The following is a 22,100-nucleotide window of genomic DNA, read 5'->3' as shown; positions in this document are numbered from 1 at the left end:
GTCGTCAACCTGGGTTCGGCTGTCGAGGGCGTTGCGCTGGTCGGCACCCTTGCGGGCGTAGTCGTTTAACTTCTCGGAGATCGGGAGCACGACTGCCTGTTCGGGTGCGAGCCAGAGGGGGAAGCGGCCGGCGGTGTGTTCGAGCAGCACTGCCACGAAGCGTTCCATCGAGCCGAAAGGTGCGCGGTGGATCATCACCGGGCGGTGTTTCTGGTTGTCAGAGCCGGTGTATTCGAGCTGGAAGCGTTCGGGGAGGTTGTAGTCGACCTGAATTGTGCCTAACTGCCATTTGCGTCCGAGTGCGTCCTTGACCATGAAGTCAAGTTTCGGGCCGTAGAAGGCGGCTTCGCCGTATTCCTTGCGGGCTTTGAGGCCTTTTTCCTCACAGGCGTCGATGATGGCCTGCTCGGCGAGATGCCAGTTTTCGTCGGTTCCGATGTATTTTTCCTTGTTGTTGGGGTCGCGGAGCGAGATCTGGGCTTCGAAGTTCTCGAACTTCAGGGCTTTGAAGATGTAGAAAATGATGTCCATCACTTTCAGGAACTCGCCTTTGATCTGGTCGGGGGCGCAATAGATGTGGGCGTCGTCCTGCGTGAAGCCGCGGACGCGTGTCAGACCGTGGAGCTCTCCGCTCTGTTCGTAGCGGTAGACGGTTCCGAACTCGGCCAGGCGCAGGGGCAGATCGCGGTAGCTGCGGGGCAGGGCGCGGAAGATCTCGCAGTGGTGAGGGCAGTTCATCGGTTTGAGCAGGTATTCTTCGCCTTCTTCCGGGGTGTGGATGGGCTGGAAAGAGTCCTTGCCGTATTTTGCATAGTGGCCTGAGGTGACATAGAGGTTTTTATTACCGATGTGGGGGGTGATCACCTGCTGGTAGCCGTATTGCTTCTGGATCTTGCGCAGGAACTGTTCGAGGCGGTCGCGCAGGGCGGTGCCTTTGGGGAGCCAGAGGGGCAGGCCGGCGCCTACGTTCTGGGAGAATGCAAAGAGTTCCATCTCCTTGCCGAGTTTGCGGTGGTCGCGTTTCTTGGCTTCTTCGAGGAGCACGAGATATTCGTCGAGCATCTTCTTCTTGGGAAAGGTGATGCCGTAGACTCTGACAAGCTGGTTGCGCTTTTCGTCGCCACGCCAGTAGGCACCGGCGAGCGAGGTGACTTTCACGGCCTTGATGGGAGCTGTGGTCGCGATGTGCGGTCCGCGGCAGAGGTCGGTGAAAGAACCCTGGGTGTAGGTGGTGATGTGGCCGTCTTCAAGTTCGCTGATGAGCTCGCACTTGTATTCTTCGCCGCGGTCGCCGAAGAGCTTGAGGGCGTCGGCTTTGGTGATGTCGGCGCGGACGATCGGGTTTTTCTGTTGCGCGAGTTCGAGCATGCGTTTTTCGATGCGGGGGAAGTCGGCTGACGTTATGGTGTGTTCACCCGGATCAATGTCGTAGTAGAAACCGTTTTCGATAGCCGGACCGATGCCGAATTTCACTCCGGGGAACAAATCCTGGAGGGTTTCGGCGAGAAGGTGGGCTGAAGAGTGCCAGAAAGCGTGTTTGCCTTCGGGATCATCCCATTTGAAGAGGCGGATCGACGCGTCTTCGGTGACAGGGCGGGTGATGTCCCACTCCTTGTCGTTGACAGAAGCCGCGAGAATGTCGCGGGCAAGCTGAGGGGAGAGTGACTCGGCAATCTGCAGAGGGGTGACTCCGCTCTCAAACTGCTTTACGCTCCCGTCGGGGAATGTGATGTTGATGTTTGCCATTATAATTAATGTGGATGGTTAGGGAGCCATACGGACGACTCCTGTAAATTCAGTTGGCAAAGGTAGGAAATATTTCTCAATTTTACTAATTTTGTGCTCGCTATGAAAAAGATTGACAATGCTACCGTTCAGCGAATACTTGACGCCGCCGATATAGTGGAGGTCGTGAGCGACTTCGTCACGCTTAAACGTCGGGGTGCCAATTACGTAGGCCTTTGTCCTTTTCATAACGACCGTTCTCCTTCGTTTTATGTCTCGAAGGCCAAGGGTATGTGCAAATGTTTCAGCTGCGGCGAGGGCGGCAGCCCGGTCAGTTTCATAATGAAGCTTGAGCAGCTGTCCTTCACGGAGGCTTTGCGCTATCTGGCCAAGAAGTACAATATCGAGATCGAGGAGCGCGAGATGACCGACGAGGAGCAGCGCGCCGAGACTGACAGGGAGAATATGCTGGCGATCAATGATTTCGCCATGCGTTATTTCGAGAAGAACATCTCCGAGACCCAGGAGGGACGCGATGTCGGTCTGTCATATTTCCGCTATCGCGGCATCAGCGAGGCGATGGTCGAGCGCTTCCATCTCGGCTATGCGCTTGAGGAGCGTGACGCGCTGTTCAATACAGCGGTCGGTCGCGGATACAGCGAGAAATATCTGCTGTCGACCGGACTCTGTTCACGCACTGACGACGGGCGTGTCTTTGACCGCTTCCGTGGCCGTGTGATCTATCCGATTCTTTCGCTTTCGGGCAAGGTGGTCGCTTTCGGTGGCCGTACACTCAGCAAGGAGAAGAAAATTGCCAAATATGTCAACTCGCCGGAGTCGGATATCTATCTGAAGCGGCGTGAGCTTTACGGACTCTATCAGGCCAAGCAGGCCATTGCCAAGGCTCAGAAGTGTATCCTCGTAGAGGGTTACATGGATGTTATTTCCATGCACCAGGCGGGTGTCTGCAACGTAGTGGCCTCGTCGGGTACGGCTCTGACGGTGGAGCAGGTCAGACTGATCAAGCGCTTCACGTCGAACGTTACGCTGATCTACGACAGTGACGCGGCGGGTATAAAGGCCTCCTTGCGCGGTATTGAGCTTCTGCTCCAGGACGGCATGGACATAAAGGTGCTTCTCCTCCCTGAAGGAGAGGACCCGGACTCTTTCGCGCAGAGCCACAGCTCTACCGAGGTCGAGGAGTATATCAAGGCCAACGAGACGGACTTCATCAGCTTCATGGCGAAGATCCTGATGGGGGAGGCTGCCGATGATCCGGCACGCCGCGCCCAGGTGATCACCCGTGTGGTCAAGACGATTGCTCTGATCCCAGATGAGATCACCCGCAGCGTCTACGTCCAGGAGTGCTCGCGCCTGTTGTTTATGGGCGAGGATGTCCTCAGACGCGAGGTCGGCAAATATTACAATGAATATCGTCTGAAGTCGCGTGAGGACCGCGAGCGGCAGCGGGCTCTCGGAGACTATCCCGACGGGCCGGGCGCTTTTGGTCAGGCCTCGCCTGAGGTTGTGTCCGATGAAGTTGCCTTGCCTTTGCAGCCGGCTGGTCAGCAGTCAGGAGCGCATGCCAGATTTCTCCGCACCTATGAGCTTGCCATTGCCCGTCTGGTGGTGAAATATGGCAACTATGCTTTTGCCGAGGGGATTGATGAGGATGGCAACAACCAGCCGATGACGGTGCTGGAATACATCGTGGATGATCTTGCTGCTGATGATATCCGCTTCGAGAACAGGGATATAGCCCACTTCCTTGAGATGGCGCTGGCTCTGAGCCGGGCTACATGGAACGAGGATCTGGAGCATCGCAGGGTGCAGCTCGAAGAGACGCGCCGCAGCGAGTTTGCGGCCGGAATCGAGGAGATCAGAAAGAAAGCCACGGATGTCGGCAGCATTTCTGCAATGGAGCGTTCGTTGCAGGAGACGGTCGATGCGGATTATGCCCGTCGGCTTGATGAGTTTGCAACGACCTATCTGGGGCGACTGATGTGTTCGTCGCCTGACGACGGAGTCCGTGAAATGGCCACCGATCTTGTCGTCGAGCGTCATATTCTGAGCAAGGTCCACACCAAATATGCCAAAGTGGATACCGAACAGGATCTTCTTGACGAGCTTGTGCCGCGGGCGCTCCATGAGCTTAAGGATGCGATCCTGTGGACGCGTCTTCAGGATACGCGCGATCTTCTTGCGGCTTCGGGCGGCGATTATGAGCGGGCCATCGAGCTGATGAAAGAGATGCGCGAGATCGAGCAAGCGCGTTCCGAACTGGCAAAGCTGATCGGCGACCGTGTGATAGTGCCGCGCAAATGAGAGATTTTTAAACGGTCTCTCAGGGGCGGCTTGCGTGATGCAGATGCCTGAAGGACAAGGTGATATTAATTCGAATGCTTTCTAAGCCGGAATCCTTCGGGGGGAGGTCGGGCGGGGAGTCCAATGCCGTAGAATATCGCAAAAAAATAAGGAGGATGAACCTCACGGCCTCTCCCCCTTGTCTAATCTACAATCTTGTAACACATATATTTTATATTGAACTGGATTCCAGATTCAAATGTGAGCACTGGAGTCGGAGATTCTTTAAAGATATGGCTCCAGATTGTAAAATAGAAGTGAGTTCTTAATCGTTCTTTTAGACTTAGTAGTTAATATAGTAGTAACAAATAGGTTTGCATGGTTTGGTTGTAGTTGTGTCTGGCGTAAAATCAAACAGAAATTGGTCGATTTGCTCAGTGGTGGAAATCTGCATTTCCGATAATGCAAAAATAATAAATTAAAAGTTAAAAAGCAAGTTTTTTCGATTGGAATGTTGGCGCGTGAGATGGACGAAGTATGGGTGAAGTATGGTCAGAGGCTTCTCAGAGCGCGTTTTGATGCAAAAAATGCTGACTGGCAGATTTGTTATGTTTTTTTTGCGTTCTCCGGTCGTTGGTTAACGAAAATGTTGTTAACTTTGCAACTTGTAAAAGTGTCAGGATGAAAAAAGTCCGGTTTTTACGGCAAAATGCTAATAATGTGCGTCTTTTTTGGACGCCGGATATTCACATTTTATGAATAAGAGATTTCCACTATACTCCCTGCTGGCTTTGGTGCTGACAGCTTTTGTGGCCGGATGTAATGACGATGAAGGCAGCACCTTTGTGTCCGAAGGCGATTTCGGCAACTGCTCCGTCACCTCGTTCAGTATTAATAAGAATGACAAGGTTCTGACAGGACTTGACTCGGTGTTCTTTTCGATCGACCTCGTCAATGGCCGTATCTTCAACGCCGATTCTCTGCCGAAGGGTACTGACGTCAGCAAACTGGTGATCAACATAGGCACCTCTTCAGCAAGCGCCTGCGAACTGACTTTCCGCAAGCTCGGAACCTCGCGTGACACCACGATCAACTATATCGACAGCCCCACTGACAGTATCAACTTCTCCAACGGCCCGATTAAAATGATGGTGACTTCCTATAACGGGCAGAGCAAGCGCGAATACTCGATTGATGTCAATGTCCATAAGGTTGAGACCGATACCCTTTTCTGGGCTGAAGGTGCAAAGACCGGGCTTCCGTCAAAGATTCAGACTCCGGACTCGCAGAAGACAATTGAGTTTGATGGAAAAATCTATTGCCTGACTGTTGCCGGCTCATCGGCCTGCATCGCCGTTAGTGACAATCCGTATTATAGCGACCGCTGGACCACAACGGATGTCACACTTCCTGCAAGTGCCGACATCGCATCGTTCACCGCCAGTGAAGATGCCATGTATATTCTTGACGCGAGCGGCAATCTGTTCTCTTCGGCTGATGCTGTCACCTGGAATTCGACAGGCGAGCGCATGACTTACATCTACGGCGGCTATAAAGACCGCATCCTTGGCGCCCGCAACGACGCTGACGGCTGGAAGCACGTGACTTATCCCGCTACTACCGAAGCCGCTGTCCCTGCGGCCTGTCCGGTCCGTGGAACAAGCCAGATGATCACCTATGAGACAAAATGGAGCTCGCAGCCTCTCGCCCTCTTTGTCGGCGGCCGCGATGCCTCCGGCATGATCACCGGTGCGGTTTGGGGCTATGACGGAAACTCATGGGCGAAACTCAGCAACCGCGACATTGACGAACGTGAAGACGTGGCCCTTTTCCCCTACTTTACTCCGAGAGTCAACACCTCGACCTGGCGTGTGACCGAACGCTCGGCGCTGATCGCCATGGGCGGCCGCTATGAATCCACCGAGGGTGAGGTTGTGTCAAAGACAGTCTATGTATCCTATGACCAGGGTATAACCTGGAACGAGGCCGAAAGCTATCTTCAGCTTCCGGAATATATGCCTGCATTCGCATCCGCTCAGGTTGTGGTTGTCAACGATAAGATGAGTGTCGGGACCGCGACTCCCGCTTCCGGATGGCAGTCTGCGGGAGGCACCCGTCTGCCGGCCTTTGCCTCTCCTGTGCCATTTGCAGTCAGCCGTGTGGCAACTCCGGTGACAGAGTGGGAGTGTCCCTATGTCTATCTCTTCGGAGGTGAGGACGCCGGCGGTCAGCTCTATGACAGCCTTTGGCGCGGTGTGATCCGCCGCTTCTCTTTCCGCCCCTTATATTAATTAATGTGGCGGATATGCGGTCTCTCCTCATAGTCACCCTAATGTTCATAAGCCTGGCCTTTTCGGGCAGGCTTTCCGCTCAGACGCAAGCGAGCGTCGAGAAATATAAATTTGACATCGGTGCCGGACTTGGTATGTCGGGCTATCTCGGTGACGCGAACGAAAGCAACCTGTTTGCCCGTCCAGGAGTAGGAATGAATGCCTCGTTCCGCTATCTCATCAACAGCCGCTGGGCCTTGAGAGGACTGCTGACCGCCGCCTTGCTGAGCGGATCGACCGCCGATATGGAGAATGTGTTGCCCGAAGGAAAGGTCTATGAATTCAAATCGTGGATCTATGATCTTGGAGCACGCGCCGAGTTCAACTTCTTCAACTACGGGATCGGAGAATCCTACAAGCAGTTGAGCCGCGTCTCCCCATATCTCTCGCTCGGACTTGGAGTGGCCATGTCGCGCAGCGGCGGTGACAGTTTCGTGGCCATGACGCTCCCGATGGGTTTCGGTGTCAAATTCAAACTCCGTCCGCGAGTCAACCTCGGAATGGAGTTCACAATGACAAAGGTATTAGGCGACAACGCCGACAGCCGTGAGCTGAAAGATCTCTATCAGATCAAAAGCTCGTTTCTGAAGAACACCGACTGGTATTCGACTCTGATGCTCTCGATCAGCTATGAATTCGGCGAGCGCTGTGTGACCTGCCACCGGATCGACTGAACTGACCGCCGAAGTTTTTGAAATAATAAAGATAAATCAATCAGGTCCTGCCTGAAAAGCGCAGGCCCCTACAATATAAAATATGACAGAAGAAATAGACAAAAGAAGCCTGCCTCGCCATGTGGCCGTCATCATGGACGGAAACGGACGCTGGGCCAAAGCGCGAGGGCTTGACCGCAGCGAAGGGCATGTCGAGGGAGTCAACACGGTGAGACGCATCACCGAAGTTGCATCGGGACTCGGCATAGGCTATCTTACTCTCTATACATTCTCCACCGAAAACTGGAACCGGCCTCAGGCAGAGGTCGACGCTCTGATGCACCTGATCGTCATCGCGATCGAGCGTGAGACACCTGACCTCATAAAGAACAATGTGCGCCTTAACATGATCGGCGACACATCGCGTATGCCGCGCGAGGCCTATGAGCGTCTGATGCAGTGCATCGCCGACACCTCACACTGCACAGGCCTTGTGCTCACTCTCGCCATCAGCTATTCGGCCCGATGGGAGATCCTCGAAGCCTGCCGCCGTTTTGCCGCCGATGTGGCAGCCGGAAAAGCCGCTGCTGACGACATGGCATCCGACCAGGCCTTCTCGGCCTATCTCTCAACCGCCGGTATGCCCGATCCGGACCTGCTCATCCGCACCGGAGGCGACCACCGCATCAGCAACTTCCTGCTCTGGCAGATCGCCTACTCGGAAATATATGTCACCGACACATTCTGGCCCGATTTCTCCCGCGAGGACTTCATCCGGGCGCTCTCGGACTTCGGAGGCCGTGAACGGCGTTTCGGCCTTACTTCCGAGCAAATCAAATAAAGAAACTTCCCTCCACCCATATCACAGACGTTGTTTTTTACATCATGCGTTTTAGATTCATCACATTCCTGCTCTTCCTTTCAGCTCTGACTGCCAATGTCTGCGCTCAGACACCCACAGATACGGTCTATAATCCTGACATTCTTTTCACCGGTCTGCCCAAGACCTATGAGATCGCTGACATTCAGGTCAAGGGAGCCGACAACTATGAAGATTATATCGTCATCGGCTACACCGGACTTAAGGTCGGAGACATGATCACCATACCGAGCGCGGAAATCACCGACGCGTCAAAACGCCTTTGGCGCCAGGGCCTTTTCTCAAAGGTTCAGATCGCGGTTGACAAGGTGGTCGGAAACAAGGCTTATCTTACGCTCAACCTGCGTCAGCAGCCCCGAATCTCCGAAATCAACTATCATGGTGTGAAGAAGGGCGAAAAGCAGGATCTTGAAGAAGCTCTTCAGCTGATGAAAGGCAACCAGATCACCCAAAACATCGTCAACCGAGCCGAAAGCATCATCAAGAAATACTATTCCAACAAAGGCTTCGGCAACGCGGCTGTGAAGATCAACCTGACGGATGACCTCTCGCATCCGAATGAAGTCATTGTCGACATCAACATCAACAAGAACGACAAAGTCAAAGTCCACAAGATCTATATCGACGGCAACAACGTCCTCACTGACCGCCAGCTCCAGCGCGTGATGAAGAAGACCAACGAGAAGGGCAACCTGCTCAACCTTTTCCGCCAGAAGAAATTCGTGGAGACAGACTATGAGGATGACCTCAACCGCATCATCCAGAAATATAACGAGAAAGGCTACCGCGACGCGGTGATCCTCTCCGATTCCGTTGTGCCCTATGACGAAAAGACCGTCGATGTCTATATCAACGTCGACGAAGGCAAGCAGTATTTCGTCAATGATGTCACCTGGGTCGGCAATACCATCTATCCTACCGAAAACCTCGCCGCCCTCCTGGGCATCGAGAAGGGTGACGTCTACAACCAGAAGTTGCTCAAGAAGCGCACCACCGAGGATGACGACGCCATCGCCAACGCCTACATGGACAACGGCTACCTCTTCTTCGACATCGTTCCGATCGAGAAAAATGTACGCGGTGACTCCATCGACCTTGAAATGCGCATCGTCGAAGGTCCGCAGGCGCGAATCAACAACGTGATCATCAACGGTAACGACCGTCTCTATGAAAAGGTGATCCGCCGAGAACTCCGCGTGAAGCCCGGCGAGCTTTTCAGCAAGAGCGACCTCATGCGTTCGGCCCGTGAAATCGCCCAGACAGGCCACTTCAACCCTGAAAACATGGACATCCGTCCTGAGCCGAACCAGGAGAACGGCACAGTGGACATCCTCTTCAATCTTGAGTCCAAGTCAAACGACCAGTTTGAATTCTCGATGGGCTGGGGACAGACCGGTATCATCGGAAAGGTAGCTATCAAGTTCACCAACTTCTCTATCAAGAACCTCTTCTACCCCAACAGCTATAAAGGTCTTGTTCCGCAGGGCGACGGTCAGCAGCTGACAATCTCCGCCCAGACCAATGCCCGCTACTATCAGGCTTACAGCATCTCCTTCCTCGATCCCTGGTTCGGAGGCAAGCGCCCCAACTCGCTCTCTGTCTCCGCATGGTACAGCCGCCAGACAGGTGTCAACTCCTCATATTACAACCGCAACTACATGAACAACTATCTTTACAGTTACAGCGGTCTGTACAACACCGGTTACGGCTATGACAACAACTATTCCTATGAAAATGCCTATGACCCCAACAAGTTCCTCCAGATGATCGGCGTTTCAGTCGGATTCGGCAAGCGTCTCAACTGGCCTGACGACTACTTCACCTTCCAGGCGGAACTGGGATACAGCTGGTATTACCTCAAGAACTGGGAATATCTCTACTACATGCAGAACGGTACGTCAAACGCTCTCACCATCGGTCTGACCCTGGCCCGCAACTCGATTGACAACCCCCTCTACACCCGTTCAGGCTCCAACTTCTCGCTCAATCTCCAGATGACTCCTCCCGTCTCGCTCTTCGGCAACAAAGACTGGAAGAAACTCTCCGAGGAGAACACGACAGCCGCAAAGAAGGAACTGTATCGCTGGATCGAATACTGGAAACTCCGTTTCAAGGCCCGCACCTACACTCCGCTCAACGACTACGACAGCAAATATACTCTCGTGCTCATGACCAGAGCCGATGTCGGCCTGCTCGGAAGCTACAACAAGTATCTCAAATCTCCGTTCGAGACATTCTATGTCGGCGGTGACGGCATGTCGGGATCCTACACCTACGCACAGGAGACCATCGCCCTCCGCGGTTACGACAACGGTCAGCTCACCCCATATCAGCTCGGCGGCGGCTATGCCTACACCCGCTTCGGCATGGAGCTCCACTTCCCCTTCATGTTGCAGCCGACAACCACCATCTACGGTCTGACCTTCATCGAAGGCGGTAACGCCTGGACTTCGGTCAAGAACTTCTCGCCCTTTGAACTCAAGCGCAGTGCCGGTGCCGGTGTCCGCATCTATCTTCCTATGATCGGTATGATGGGTATTGACTGGGCCTACGGTTTCGACAAAGTCTACGGAACCAAAGGCGGCTCCCACTTCCACTTCATCCTCGGACAGGAATTCTAACATACTCAGGCGGTCGGACTTTTCAGTGGTCCGGGCGCCTGATTAAACTTTTCAACCGCTGGAGTGTCATATATAATATATGAACCCTCTAACACTAAACAGAACATTTGCTTATGAAAAAAATATTTCTGACATTGGCTCTGATCGCAGCATGTTTCGCAGGGGCTTCCGCACAGAAGTTCGCCCTGGTCGACATGGACTACATCCTCTCGAATGTTCCCGCCTATGAAATGGCCAACGAGCAACTCAACCAGATCTCGCAGCGCTGGCAGAAAGAAGTCGAGGCTGTGGCCAAAGAAGCCGAGGCGCTCTACAAGAACTATCAGAACGAAATGGTCTTTCTGACCGATGACCAGAAGAAGAAAAGGGAAGAAGCCATCGTCGGCAAGGAAAAACAGGCCGCTGAACTGCGTCAGAAGTATTTCGGCCCCGACGGCGAACTCTACAAGAAGCGCCAGTCGCTGATGAAGCCGATCCAGGACGATGTCTACAATGCCGTCAAGAAGGTCTCCGAAGAGCGCGGCTACCAGTGCATCTTCGACCGCGCCTCGTCAGCGGATATAATCTTTGCCTCGCCGCGTATCGACGTCTCCAACGAGGTTCTTGAAAAGTTAGGTTATTCCAAATAAAATCCCTATCTTTGCACCGTTTCGGTATGCTGTATATGGTTAAATTTAACTAAATCCGTTAAAACCGGGACTGTCTGACGTAAACAAACTTGTAAAATATAAATTCAACGCACTAATAAACGATGATCAAAAAACTTTTGCTCGCAATCATGATTGCGCTTCCCATGAGCGTTTTCGCACAGAAATTCGGCATTGTCAACACTGCTGATCTCATGGAATCACTCCCCGAAATGAAGACCGTACAGGAACAGATGACCGCTGCTTCCAACAAGTATCAGGACGAATTTTCGAAACTTCAGGAAGAATTCAACAAGAAATATCAGGAATTCCAGGGCCTCGACGAAAGCACTCCCCAGACAATCAAGGAGCGCCGCATGCAGGAAATGCAGGAACTCGACGCCAAGATCCAGAAATTCCGCGAAACAGCTGATCAGGACCTCCGCCGTCAGCAGCAGCAGCTCATGGCTCCTATTCAGGAAAATGTCATGAAGGCAATCCAGAGCGTAGGTGCCGAAGGCAACTATACATTCATCTTCGAGAACGGCATGTCGCTCTACACAGGCGCTGATGTGACCGATGTCACTCCTCTTGTAAAAGCCCGTCTCGGCATAAAATAAGCCCGGTGCTGACACAATCTTTCGGATAAACCATACAGTCGTCCGCCATGTTCCCTCACGCAGTCTAAACGCAGGGCGCATGGCGGGCGTCACCATTGACACCCTCTGTTAACTCCACACATCAATCATCATCTTGCTATGTTACGAATCAAGCGCATGGACATCTTCATCCTTCAGAGCTTCGTGCCTCTGTTCATGATGACGTTCTGCATCTGTCTCTTCATAGTGCTGATGCAGTTCCTGTGGCGCTATATAGACGACCTTGTCGGCAAGGGTCTCGGAGTCGATGTCATTGCCGAACTTTTCTTCTATGCGGCGCTGACAATGATCCCGATGGCGCTGCCGCTGGCCATATTGCTCGCGTCGCTGATGACGTTCGGCAACCTTGGCGAGCAGTTCGAGCTGACGGCCATGAAGGCGTCGGGCATATCGCTCCTGCGGACGATGGCCCCGCTCATTGTCCTGATGGTCATGATCGCGACAGGCGCGTTTTTCTTTCAGAACGATGTCCTTCCGGTCGCGCAGACAAAAATGTGGACTCTGCTTTACTCAATGAGGCAGAAGTCGCCCGAACTCGAAATCCCGGAGGGCGTTTTCTATGACCAGATTCCGGGTTATAATCTTTTTGTGCAGGAGAAGAACCGTGAGACGGGTGTCCTTTACGAGATGATGATCTATGACGTCTCCAAAGGATTCGAGAACTCATCCATCATCCTGGCCGACTCCGGCAAAATGTCAATAACTCCTGACAAGACTCATCTTTTCCTGAGGCTCTGGAACGGCGAATCGTTTGAGAATATCAAAGATGCCGGGGCCTCGAACATGCGCAATGTCCCTTATCGCCGCGAATCCTTCAGCCAGAAAGATATAATGCTGAAGTTCGACGCAAACTTCAACCGAATGGACGAGCAGGGTATGAGAAGCCAGTATGTCGGCAAAAATATGGCCGAACTCCAGGCTTCGATCGACTCGATGGGCCATCGTGTGGACTCGATCGGCGATATCTACGGATCGGCACTGCGCGAATATCCCTACATGGGACTTCGCCGTTACAGCATCCGCACTGACGAGGAGGGAAATCAGGTTAAAGTCCGGCAGCCGGATGTGGTTCTGTCGCGCCCGGTGGATGTCGACTCCGTTTTCCGCGGATCTTCATCAGGCGTGCGTGTCAACTATCTCTCACAGGCTCTCTCCAAGGCCGAACGCATTCAGGAAGAATATAAATACAAGAGCCATGCTATGGCTGACGAGCAGAAACTCATCCGTCGCCACGCCATAGAACTTCAGAAGAAATTCACCCTCTCCTTCGCCTGTGTAATCTTCTTCTTTATCGGTGCGCCGCTCGGTGCCATCATCCGCAAGGGTGGTCTCGGAACTCCCTTGGTCATCTCGGTCTTCCTCTTCATTTTCTATTATATTATTGACAACATGGGCTATAAATTCGCCCGTGACGGAAAATGGGAAGTCTGGGAAGGCATGTGGCTCAGTGCCGCCGTCCTTCTGCCGCTTGGTATATTCTTCACTTACAAGGCTGTCAATGACTCGGCTGTGTTCAACAAGGACGCCTATCTCAACTTCTTCCGCAAGTTCTTCGGCGTCAGCGAGGTGCGCCACGTCGAGATGAAAGACCTTGTGATGACCGAAGTGGAGCCGCTTGCGGCTGTCCAGCGCCTTGAGGCTTTGAAAATCGAAGTCGCCGAATATCTTTCGCGTAATCCGGAGAAGCAGACTTATGCCGACTACTGGCTTCGCGGCTATGACCGTGACGAGCTTCATCGTCTGCGTGACAACATCGAGGCTACGGTCGAATATCTCTCTAACTCTCGCGAGAAACTCGTGGTACTCAAACTCATGGATCTTCCGATTCTCCGCAGTCTCTGGTTCCAGCAGCCTTCGCGCAGGCTGTGGCTGTCACGTCTGATGATTGCCTTCTTCCCGGTAGGTGTGCCGGTGTGGTTGTACGGACGCAAGACCCAGTCCGATCTGCGGGTTGAGCTTGCGACTGTCACCAAAGTGACAAATGAACTTATAAAACTCATAAGCAATTCATAAAAGCGGGGGTGTTGTCTGTCTGTGTCTCTCTCTCCACACCTTCACTCATGCGATCACCTTTTCAAAAGTTACGTATAAATTACCTGTATAAAATTATGGATAATATAAAGTTAGACCGTATAGAAGACGCGATTGCCGATTTCCGTGAAGGCAAATTCGTGGTAGTTGTCGATGATGAAGATCGCGAGAACGAAGGCGATCTGATAATTGCAGCCGAGAAGGTGACGGCTGATCATGTCAACTTCATGATCACCAACGCCCGTGGCGAACTCTGTGCGCCGCTGTCTCTGTCGCGTTGCCGTGAGCTTGGACTCAACCGTCAGGTCGATGACAACACCTCTATGCTTGGTACTCCCTTTACTGTTACGGTCGACTTGCTTCCGGGATGCACAACCGGCGTTTCGGCCCATGACCGTGCGGCGACGATCCGTGCGCTTGCCGATCCGGCTTCGACACCCGACATGTTCGGTCGTCCCGGCCACGTCCATCCTCTCTATGCCCAGGATGCCGGAGTGCTCCGCCGTTCGGGCCACACGGAAGCGGCCATCGACCTCGCGCGTCTGGCCGGACTTCAGCCTGCGGCCTCGCTGATCGAGATCCTCAATGAGGACGGAACAATGGCGCGCCTGCCGCAGTTGCGTGTCAAGGCCGATGAGTGGGGACTGAAACTGGTCTCGATCCGCGACCTGATCGCTTACCGTCTGCAAAAGGAGTCATTGGTGGAGGAAGGTGTTGAAGTTGACATGCCTACGGCCTACGGTCATTTCCGCCTCATTCCTTTCCGTCAGAAGAGCAACGGACTGGAGCACATCGCTCTGATCAAAGGCGATGTCGGCGGCTCTGATCCGGTGCTTGTCAGGGTGCACTCTTCATGCGCTACCGGCGACATTTTCGGCTCGATGCGCTGTGACTGCGGCGAGCAGCTTCACCGTGCCATGCAGCTGATTGAAAAAGAAGGCCGCGGCGCCATTGTCTATCTCAACCAGGAGGGCCGCGGTATCGGCCTGATGGAAAAAATCAAAGCCTACAAGCTTCAGGAAGAAGGCCTCGACACGGTTGACGCCAATCTCCACCTCGGTCACAAGGCTGACGAGCGCGACTATGGCGTAGGCGCACAGATCCTGCGTAAACTCGGCATTGAGAAAATGCGCCTTATAACCAATAATCCTGTCAAGCGTATCGGTCTGGAAGGCTATGGCCTTGAAGTGGTAGAGAATGTGGGAATCGAGATTGCTCCGAACACCTACAATCTGCGCTACATGCTGACAAAGCAGCAGCGCATGGGCCATGCGCTTCACATGGACGGCCCGTCCTCGCAGTCGTAATGGACATGATGGTGGCTTGAATGGCACTCCGTCAGCTGATGGTCTATTATCAGGTGACGGTTGGCCATGCCTGCGATTGTCGACATCTCGTGTGAGACAAGCAGCAGGGTAGTGGTCTGTGAAAGCTCGGCCACCAGATCATAGATATAATGTTCGAACCGCTTGTCGACATAGCTCAGAGGCTCGTCAAGCACCAGAACCCGCGGACGGGCAATGATGGCCCGTCCGAGCAGGGCGCGTTGCAGCTGTCCGCCTGACAGATTGCCGATGCTCTGTGACGAGTGGTTTTCAAGGCCCATTAGACGCGTGACCTCCTCCACTCTGCGCCTGGTCTCCTCTTTTCCCGCTGACTCCGCGATGAGACCGGAGGCGATCACCTCCTCCACGCTTATCGGAAAACGAGAGTCGATCATGTTTTTCTGTGGAAGATAGCCGATCGAAAGGTCATTGACGGCAGCGCCGTCGCGATAATATGTTACGCTTCCGGAGGTGGGCTTCAGCAGGCGCAGGATGATGCGCAGCAGTGTCGTCTTGCCTCCGCCGTTGGGGCCTGTGATCGCAATGAAGTCTCCGCGGCGCACATCGAAGTTGATGTTGTCGAGCGCCACCTTGTCATCCCACTTTTTGGAGATGTCGCGGAGCGATATGATGATTTCTTTTTCAGAGTTGTTCATGGAGTGTGGAATTATGGCTGCTGAGACAGAGGGTATTCCTTACGGTCCTCGCTATTCGGCTGTGATTGCATCGGTGATGGCACACATTTCCTTTTCCCAGTCATAGGAAAGCGGGTTGATGCTCACCCGGCGCAGTCCGAGCTGCTCGCCCATCACCTCGGCCTGGCGGCTGTCGAGGTCTTTCTGATAGAAGAAAATGCTTGCAGAATGGGTGTCGGCATGGTCGATTGTCTCTTTCAGCTTCGACAGGGAGCTTTCTTTGTTCTCGGCATTTCCGGCTGAGATCTGTTCCAGTCCGTAGTCGCGGGCAAAGTAGCTGAGCGAGGGGTGCCATACCATGAAATGCTCGCCGGCATGGGGGGCAAGGCGGCTTTCAAACGCGCGGTCAAGAGAGTCGAGCCGCAGGGCGAACTTCTCATAGTTGCGTCTGTAATAGTCCTCGTTGGAAGAGTCTATTTTAACCATCGCCTCAAGCATGTTTCGGATGATTATTTTGGCATTCTTGACTGATGTCCATGTGTGTGGGTCGATTTCCTCATGTTTCATATCTCCGTGACTATGGGTTCCGGTCACAGGGACTATGCCTTCCGATGTGTTGAATATCGGAAGTTCGGGGTCTTCCTGGCGTATCTTGTCGAGCAAGGCCATTTCGAAGCCGATATTTCCCATTCTCAGGAATCCGATCGACTTGCGGAGATTCATGATGTGGGTCAGCGATGGATCGTAGTTTTCCGGATTGGCGCCGTTGGCGATCAGGGTCCTGATGTCGACCTTGTCGCCTGTGATCTGTTCGAGCAGATATTTCTGAGGCTCGATGCTGACAGTGACTATCGGTGTCTCCGCCGGTGCAGCCGAGCATGCGCTCAAAAGCCATATCAGCCCGCCCACCGCTAATGTTATTATGGATATGTTGATTGTGGATTTCATGAAAAACAGCTTTTATATTAAAAACGCGCAGCTGAATTTTGTTGTGCGGATATTATATTTTTGCAAATATAAGCATTTTTTAGCAGTTGGTGAAGATTTGTTAAGGAAATTTTTCATTTTGCTGCCCTGACGGGGAGGACCGGCTTGAGTGATGGGTCATCAGACACTCATTTTCAGACGAAAATGGCTTGTCGGCAGGACGGAGTCCGATTTTTTTTGTATCTTTGCAACTTCTAAAACAATAGAATAAAAAATGGCAACACAAGACGAAGTTTTCAAAAAAATAGTAAGCCATGCCAAGGAATATGGCTTCGTGTTTCAGTCAAGCGAAATCTATGACGGCCTTTCAGCCGTTTATGACTATGGCCAGAATGGCGTTGAACTCAAAAACAACATCAAGCGCTACTGGTGGGATTCGATGACACTGCTCCATGAAAATATCGTGGGCATTGATTCCGCTATTTTCATGCACCCGACCATCTGGAAAGCTTCAGGTCACGTGGATGCCTTCAATGATCCCCTGATTGACAACCGCGATTCCAAAAAGCGTTACCGCGCCGATGTTCTGATCGAGGAGCAGATCGCCAAGATCGAGGACAAGATCGAGAAGGAAGTGGCAAAGGCCGCAAAGCGCTTCGGCGAGACTTTCGACGAGGCTATGTTCCGTCAGACCAACGCCCGTGTGCTTGAGCATCAGGCCAAGCGCGACGCTCTCCACGAACGTTTTGCCAAGGCTATGAACGACGGTGACCTTGACGAACTCCGCGCCATCATCATTGACGAAGAGATCGTCTGCCCGATTTCCGGCACCAAGAACTGGACAGAAGTCCGTCAGTTCAACCTCATGTTCAAGACCGAGATGGGTTCTACCGCCGACGGCGCGATGACTGTCTATCTCCGTCCCGAAACCGCCCAGGGCATCTTTGTCAACTATCTCAACGTGCAGAAGACAGGCCGTATGCGCATCCCCTTCGGTATCGCTCAGATCGGCAAGGCTTTCCGTAACGAGATCGTGGCCCGTCAGTTCATTTTCCGCATGAGAGAGTTCGAGCAGATGGAAATGCAGTTCTTCGTTCGCCCCGGATCTGAAATGGAATGGTTCAAGACCTGGAAGGAATTCCGTCTGCGCTGGCACAAGGCTCTCGGCCTCGGCGATGAGAAATACCGCTACCACGACCACGAAAAACTGGCCCACTATGCCAATGCCGCTACCGACATCGAGTTCCAGATGCCTTTCGGTTTCAAGGAAGTGGAGGGAATCCATTCACGCACAAACTTCGACCTCTCGCAGCATGAGAAGTTCTCCGGCAAGAAGATCCAGTACTTCGATCCGGAACTCAATGAAAGCTATACTCCTTACGTCATCGAGACTTCGATCGGTGTTGACCGCATGTTCCTGAGTGTGCTCTGCTCGGCTTATGAGGAACAGGAACTCGAAGGCGGCGACAAGCGCGTAGTGCTCCACCTCCCCGCACCTCTCGCACCTGTCAAGTGTGCAGTCATGCCTCTCGTGCGCAAGGACGGTCTGCCCGACAAGGCGCGTGAGATCGTCAACGAACTGAAGTTTGACTTCTCAACCCACTATGAGGAAAAAGACTCGATCGGCAAGCGTTACCGCCGTCAGGATGCCATCGGCACACCTTTCTGCATCACCGTCGATCACCAAACCCTCGAAGACAACACTGTCACTCTCCGCGAGCGCGACTCTATGGAGCAGAGGCGTGTGAAAATCGAAGATCTCCATTCAATCATCCACTCGCAGGTATCGCTCAACGCTCTTCTCCGCAAGCTGGCCTGAGCGTAGAGCCCTCATTAAACACCAACTCTTTCCCCATTGAGATTATGAAAATGAAAATTTTTAGACATCTGATCCTCGCGGTCATGATGCTCCCCTTGTTCACCTCTTGCAACTACAACTCGCTTGTGGAGAAGAACCAGCAGGTGGAGCAGTCATGGGCCGAGGTCCAGAACCAATATCAGCGTCGTTCGGATCTGATCCCCAACCTCGTCGCCACTGTCAAGGGCTATGCCACTCACGAAAGCGAGACCCTTGAGAAGGTGACCCAGGCACGTGCGGCCGCCACATCGGTCAACATCAATGCCGAGGAACTCAACGAGGAGACACTCGCCAAGTTCCAGGAGGCTCAGAATCAGCTCACCGGCGCCCTGAAATCGCTTCTCGCTGTCAGCGAGGCCTATCCTGACCTCAAGGCCAACGAGAATTTCCGCGATTTGCAGGTGCAGCTTGAGGGTACGGAAAACCGCATTGCCACCGCACGCGGCCGCTACACCCAGGTCGTAGCCGACTATAACACTTCCATAAAGAAGTTTCCCACAAATATCTATGCCGGATGGTTCGGATTCGAGCCGCAGCCTCAGTTCAAAGCCGATGATGCCGCCCAGCGCGCACCGGAGGTAAAATTCTAAACAGACACTATGCGAAAACTTTTCCAAACCATATTGTTTGCAGTGTGTTCGTGTGCGCTTTTTGTAGCCTGCAACGATGATAACAACACCTGGGACGACTACAAGGAGTGGCGTGAGACAAACGTCGCTTTCTATGACGAGCAGCGCTTCCTGATGGGGCCTGACGGTAACAATGTCTACCACTCGTTGACTCCGGCATGGAACACTTCGGCAAACATTCTGATCACTTATCTCAATGACCGCAGCAAAACTGTCGGCAATCTGTCACCGCTGCTCACCTCGACTGTCGATGTGAAATACATAGGCCGTCTCTACAACGACGTGCCTTTTGACTCGTCCTATCTTCAGAAAGCGCCATACGGAGACAGCATTTTCCGCACCCAGCCCTCAAGTGTGATCCAGGGATGGACAATCGCTCTGCTTGACATGCGTGTCGGCGACAGCGCCCGCGTCATAATCCCTTACAACCTTGCCTATGGTTCGTCTGGGTCGGGAGTGATCCCTCCGTATTCGACTCTTGTGTTCGATATGAAGCTGGTCGACATACCTTTCTTTGAGGTACGTCCCTGACCTGTGCGATTCTGAACAGATCAAAAAAATCCGAACAGACAATGGATTTCAAGTTAGAAGCTACTGCTCCTGGGACTGCCGCGCGCGCAGGTCTGATCACCACTGACCACGGTCAGATCCGCACCCCGATTTTCATGCCCGTGGGGACAGTCGGCAGCGTCAAGGCTGTCCACCAGCGTGAACTGCGCGAGGATGTCAAAGCCCAGATCATTCTTGGAAACACCTATCACCTCTACCTGCGTCCCGGCATCGAAATTCTCGAAAAGGCCGGCGGCCTGCATAAATTCAACGGCTGGGACCGCCCGATCCTTACGGACAGCGGCGGCTTTCAGGTCTTCTCTCTGTCGGCCAACCGAAAGCTGACCGAGGAAGGCGCCTGGTTCCGCTCGCACATCGACGGCTCGAAGCATCTGTTCACGCCGGAAAAGGTTGTGGACATCGAGCGCTCGATCGGTGCCGACATAATGATGGCCCTTGACGAGTGTCCTCCCGGAACCGCCGAGAGGTCCTATGCCCGCAAGTCGCTCGACCTCACCCACCGCTGGTTGGCGCGAGGCTGGAAGCGCTACAAGGAGACGGAGGGCAAGTATGGTTACAGCCAGGCCTATTTCCCGATTGTGCAGGGTGTGACCTATCCTGACCTGCGCCGCGAATCGGCCAAGTTTGTTTCCGATCTTGGCGCCGACGGCAATGCCATTGGCGGTCTGGCTGTCGGCGAACCGGCTGAAGTCATGTATGAGATGATAGAGGTGGTCAATGAGATTCTTCCCGCTGACCGCCCGCGCTACCTGATGGGAGTCGGAACCCCGGCCAATATCCTTGAGGCCATCGACCGCGGTGTCGATATGATGGATTGCGTCATGCCGACACGCAATGGCCGTAACGGCATGCTGTTTACGCGCCACGGCATCATGAACATGCGCAACCGCAAGTGGGCCGATGACTTTTCGCCCTTGCAGGAAGACGGTCCGAGTTATGTCGACACAGCTTATACCAAAGCCTATGTGCGCCATCTCTTCATCGCCGATGAGATCCTGGCGATGCAGATCGCGTCGATCCATAACCTTGCCTTCTATCTGTGGCTGGTCGAGGAAGCCCGATGCCACATCATCGCCGGCGATTTCAGTGTCTGGAAACGAGAGATGCTGGAGTGTGTGACCCGCAGGCTTTGAACCGGATGAGTGAGCAGTGATTAAACAACCTCTAAGTCATTGAAGTCTTGAAAATACTTGACTGGTATATAATCCGCAAATTTCTTGGAACATACGTGTTCGCCATTGCCCTGATTCTGGCGATTACGGTGATGTTTGACATTAACGAGAAACTGGATGCCTTTCTGAAAGCACCCCTCAAGGCCACGGTGTTTGACTATTTTCTGAACTTCCTGCCTTATTTCGCCAATCAGTTCAGCCCGCTTTTCACGTTTATCGCGGTCATATTCTTCACCTCGAAGCTCGCCGACAACTCAGAGATCATCGCCATGCTCTCGACCGGCATGAGCTATCGGAGACTGCTGCGCCCCTATCTGGTAAGTGCGACGGTGATCGCTGCGGCCACTTACATACTGAGCGCATATATCATCCCTCCGGCCAATGTCAAGCGAATAGACTATACGAATACCTACGTCAAGAACAAACGCGTGGATTTCGGCTCTAATATCCAGCTTCAGGTTGCAAAAGGAGAGATCGCATACATGCAGTCCTACAACAATTCGCAGAAGACGGGCTACAAGTTTTCGCTCGAATCCTTCGAGGACAAGAAGCTGGTGTCGCGTCTGACAGCCCAGACAATCAAGTGGGACACGCTCCACAACTGGACTGTCCGTGACTACATGATCCGCGATTTCGACGGTCAGCGTGAGACCATCCGCCGCGGATCTCGCCTCGACACCATCATCCCCATCGAGCCGCGCGACTTCCTGATCTCAAAGAACGACCACGAGACAATGACCTCCCCGGCCTTGCGCGAATACATCTCGCGTCAGCGGGAAAGAGGTGTGGCCAACATCAAGTCGTTCGAGATCGAGAACCACAAACGCTACGCCATGACCGCCGCGGCCTTTATCCTGACCGTGATCGGTATGTCGCTCTCTTCGCGCAAGATCAAGGGGGGCATGGGTGTGAATATCGGCATCGGACTCGTCCTGAGTTTCAGCTACATCCTCTTCATGACCGTCACCTCGACCTTTGCCGTGTCGGGTTATACCTCGCCGATGGTTGCGATGTGGATTCCAAACATCCTCTACACCATCATTGCCTTAGTCTTATATTATAAGGTGTCGCATCAGTAAAAGTATTGGTAAAAATACCGAACTCTTTCTCAAATCGGATAGTAAATAACTCGTCTAACTTTTGGGGTGCAGTTCA

17 protein-coding genes are annotated in these 22,100 nt (G+C 53.2%); 14 read left to right on the top strand and 3 right to left on the bottom strand.

Features of this window, described 5'->3' with window-relative positions:
* Positions 1 to 1,746: threonine--tRNA ligase (gene thrS / locus K2H17_RS02290; protein ID WP_300130937.1), on the bottom strand; the 1,746-nt coding region annotated here is incomplete at its 3' end.
* 102 nt (positions 1,747 to 1,848) lie between these two features.
* Here thrS and dnaG point away from each other — a divergent pair.
* The 9 genes from dnaG (at position 1,849) to K2H17_RS02245 (ending at position 15,136) form a co-directional block, all read left to right on the top strand.
* Positions 1,849 to 4,050 carry a DNA primase gene (gene dnaG / locus K2H17_RS02285; protein WP_300130933.1) on the top strand — a complete coding sequence of 734 codons (2,202 nt, stop codon included), beginning with the start codon at positions 1,849 to 1,851 and terminating at the stop codon, positions 4,048 to 4,050.
* A 734-nt stretch (positions 4,051 to 4,784) separates the two neighbouring features.
* Positions 4,785 to 6,320: a DUF6242 domain-containing protein gene (locus tag K2H17_RS02280; RefSeq protein WP_300130930.1), complete on the top strand. Its 1,536-nt coding sequence runs from the start codon at positions 4,785 to 4,787 to the stop codon at positions 6,318 to 6,320.
* Positions 6,321 to 6,334: 14 nt separating this feature from the next.
* A complete protein-coding gene (locus K2H17_RS02275) occupies positions 6,335 to 7,033 on the top strand; it encodes a DUF6089 family protein (RefSeq protein ID WP_300130928.1) in 699 nt (232 codons plus the stop codon).
* 82 nt (positions 7,034 to 7,115) lie between these two features.
* On the top strand, positions 7,116 to 7,853 hold the full coding sequence (locus tag K2H17_RS02270; protein WP_300130925.1) for an isoprenyl transferase: 738 nt from the start codon (positions 7,116 to 7,118) through the stop codon (positions 7,851 to 7,853).
* A gap of 44 nt (positions 7,854 to 7,897) precedes the next feature.
* Positions 7,898 to 10,513: a POTRA domain-containing protein gene (locus K2H17_RS02265; RefSeq protein WP_300130922.1), complete on the top strand. Its 2,616-nt coding sequence runs from the start codon at positions 7,898 to 7,900 to the stop codon at positions 10,511 to 10,513.
* A 113-nt stretch (positions 10,514 to 10,626) separates the two neighbouring features.
* Positions 10,627 to 11,142: an OmpH family outer membrane protein gene (locus K2H17_RS02260; protein WP_300130920.1), complete on the top strand. Its 516-nt coding sequence runs from the start codon at positions 10,627 to 10,629 to the stop codon at positions 11,140 to 11,142.
* A gap of 122 nt (positions 11,143 to 11,264) precedes the next feature.
* Positions 11,265 to 11,759: an OmpH family outer membrane protein gene (locus tag K2H17_RS02255; protein WP_300130917.1), complete on the top strand. Its 495-nt coding sequence runs from the start codon at positions 11,265 to 11,267 to the stop codon at positions 11,757 to 11,759.
* 138 nt (positions 11,760 to 11,897) lie between these two features.
* A complete protein-coding gene (locus tag K2H17_RS02250; RefSeq protein ID WP_300130915.1) occupies positions 11,898 to 13,811 on the top strand; it encodes an LptF/LptG family permease in 1,914 nt (637 codons plus the stop codon).
* A 95-nt stretch (positions 13,812 to 13,906) separates the two neighbouring features.
* Positions 13,907 to 15,136 (top strand): bifunctional 3,4-dihydroxy-2-butanone-4-phosphate synthase/GTP cyclohydrolase II, encoded by a 1,230-nt coding sequence (locus tag K2H17_RS02245; protein WP_300130913.1) that lies wholly within the window; start codon positions 13,907 to 13,909, stop codon positions 15,134 to 15,136.
* Here the strand turns inward: K2H17_RS02245 and K2H17_RS02240 are convergent.
* Both K2H17_RS02240 and K2H17_RS02235 read right to left on the bottom strand, forming a co-directional pair.
* Positions 15,106 to 15,810, bottom strand: a complete 705-nt coding sequence (locus tag K2H17_RS02240; RefSeq protein ID WP_300130910.1) for an ATP-binding cassette domain-containing protein — start codon at positions 15,808 to 15,810, stop codon at positions 15,106 to 15,108. The genes K2H17_RS02245 and K2H17_RS02240 overlap by 31 nt on opposite strands.
* A 51-nt stretch (positions 15,811 to 15,861) precedes the next feature.
* Positions 15,862 to 16,737, bottom strand: coding sequence for a zinc ABC transporter substrate-binding protein (locus tag K2H17_RS02235; protein ID WP_300130906.1), 876 nt, complete (start codon positions 16,735 to 16,737; stop codon positions 15,862 to 15,864).
* Between the two features lie 253 nt (positions 16,738 to 16,990).
* Between K2H17_RS02235 and K2H17_RS02230 the strand changes: the two genes are divergently transcribed.
* From K2H17_RS02230 to K2H17_RS02210, 5 genes are read left to right on the top strand one after another with little or no spacing between them, the layout of a single operon-like run.
* A complete protein-coding gene (locus K2H17_RS02230) occupies positions 16,991 to 18,535 on the top strand; it encodes a glycine--tRNA ligase (RefSeq protein ID WP_300130904.1) in 1,545 nt (514 codons plus the stop codon).
* A gap of 44 nt (positions 18,536 to 18,579) precedes the next feature.
* Complete coding sequence (locus K2H17_RS02225) at positions 18,580 to 19,164, top strand: LemA family protein (protein WP_300130901.1); 585 nt, start codon at positions 18,580 to 18,582, stop codon at positions 19,162 to 19,164.
* 9 nt (positions 19,165 to 19,173) lie between these two features.
* The gene (locus K2H17_RS02220) at positions 19,174 to 19,734 is read left to right on the top strand and encodes an FKBP-type peptidyl-prolyl cis-trans isomerase (protein WP_300130898.1); all 561 of its coding nucleotides are present in this window, start codon (positions 19,174 to 19,176) and stop codon (positions 19,732 to 19,734) included.
* Between the two features lie 41 nt (positions 19,735 to 19,775).
* Positions 19,776 to 20,906, top strand: a complete 1,131-nt coding sequence (gene tgt, locus K2H17_RS02215) for a tRNA guanosine(34) transglycosylase Tgt (protein ID WP_300130895.1) — start codon at positions 19,776 to 19,778, stop codon at positions 20,904 to 20,906.
* A 38-nt stretch (positions 20,907 to 20,944) separates the two neighbouring features.
* Positions 20,945 to 22,024 carry an LptF/LptG family permease gene (locus tag K2H17_RS02210; protein WP_300130939.1) on the top strand — a complete coding sequence of 360 codons (1,080 nt, stop codon included), beginning with the start codon at positions 20,945 to 20,947 and terminating at the stop codon, positions 22,022 to 22,024.
* The last annotated feature ends 76 nt before the right edge of the window (positions 22,025 to 22,100 follow it).

This window comes from Duncaniella sp. (assembly GCF_029054785.1).
Lineage (GTDB): Bacteria > Bacteroidota > Bacteroidia > Bacteroidales > Muribaculaceae > Duncaniella.
Note: the sequence above shows the minus strand (reverse complement) of the source record. Positions and strands in the feature narration are given on the sequence as shown.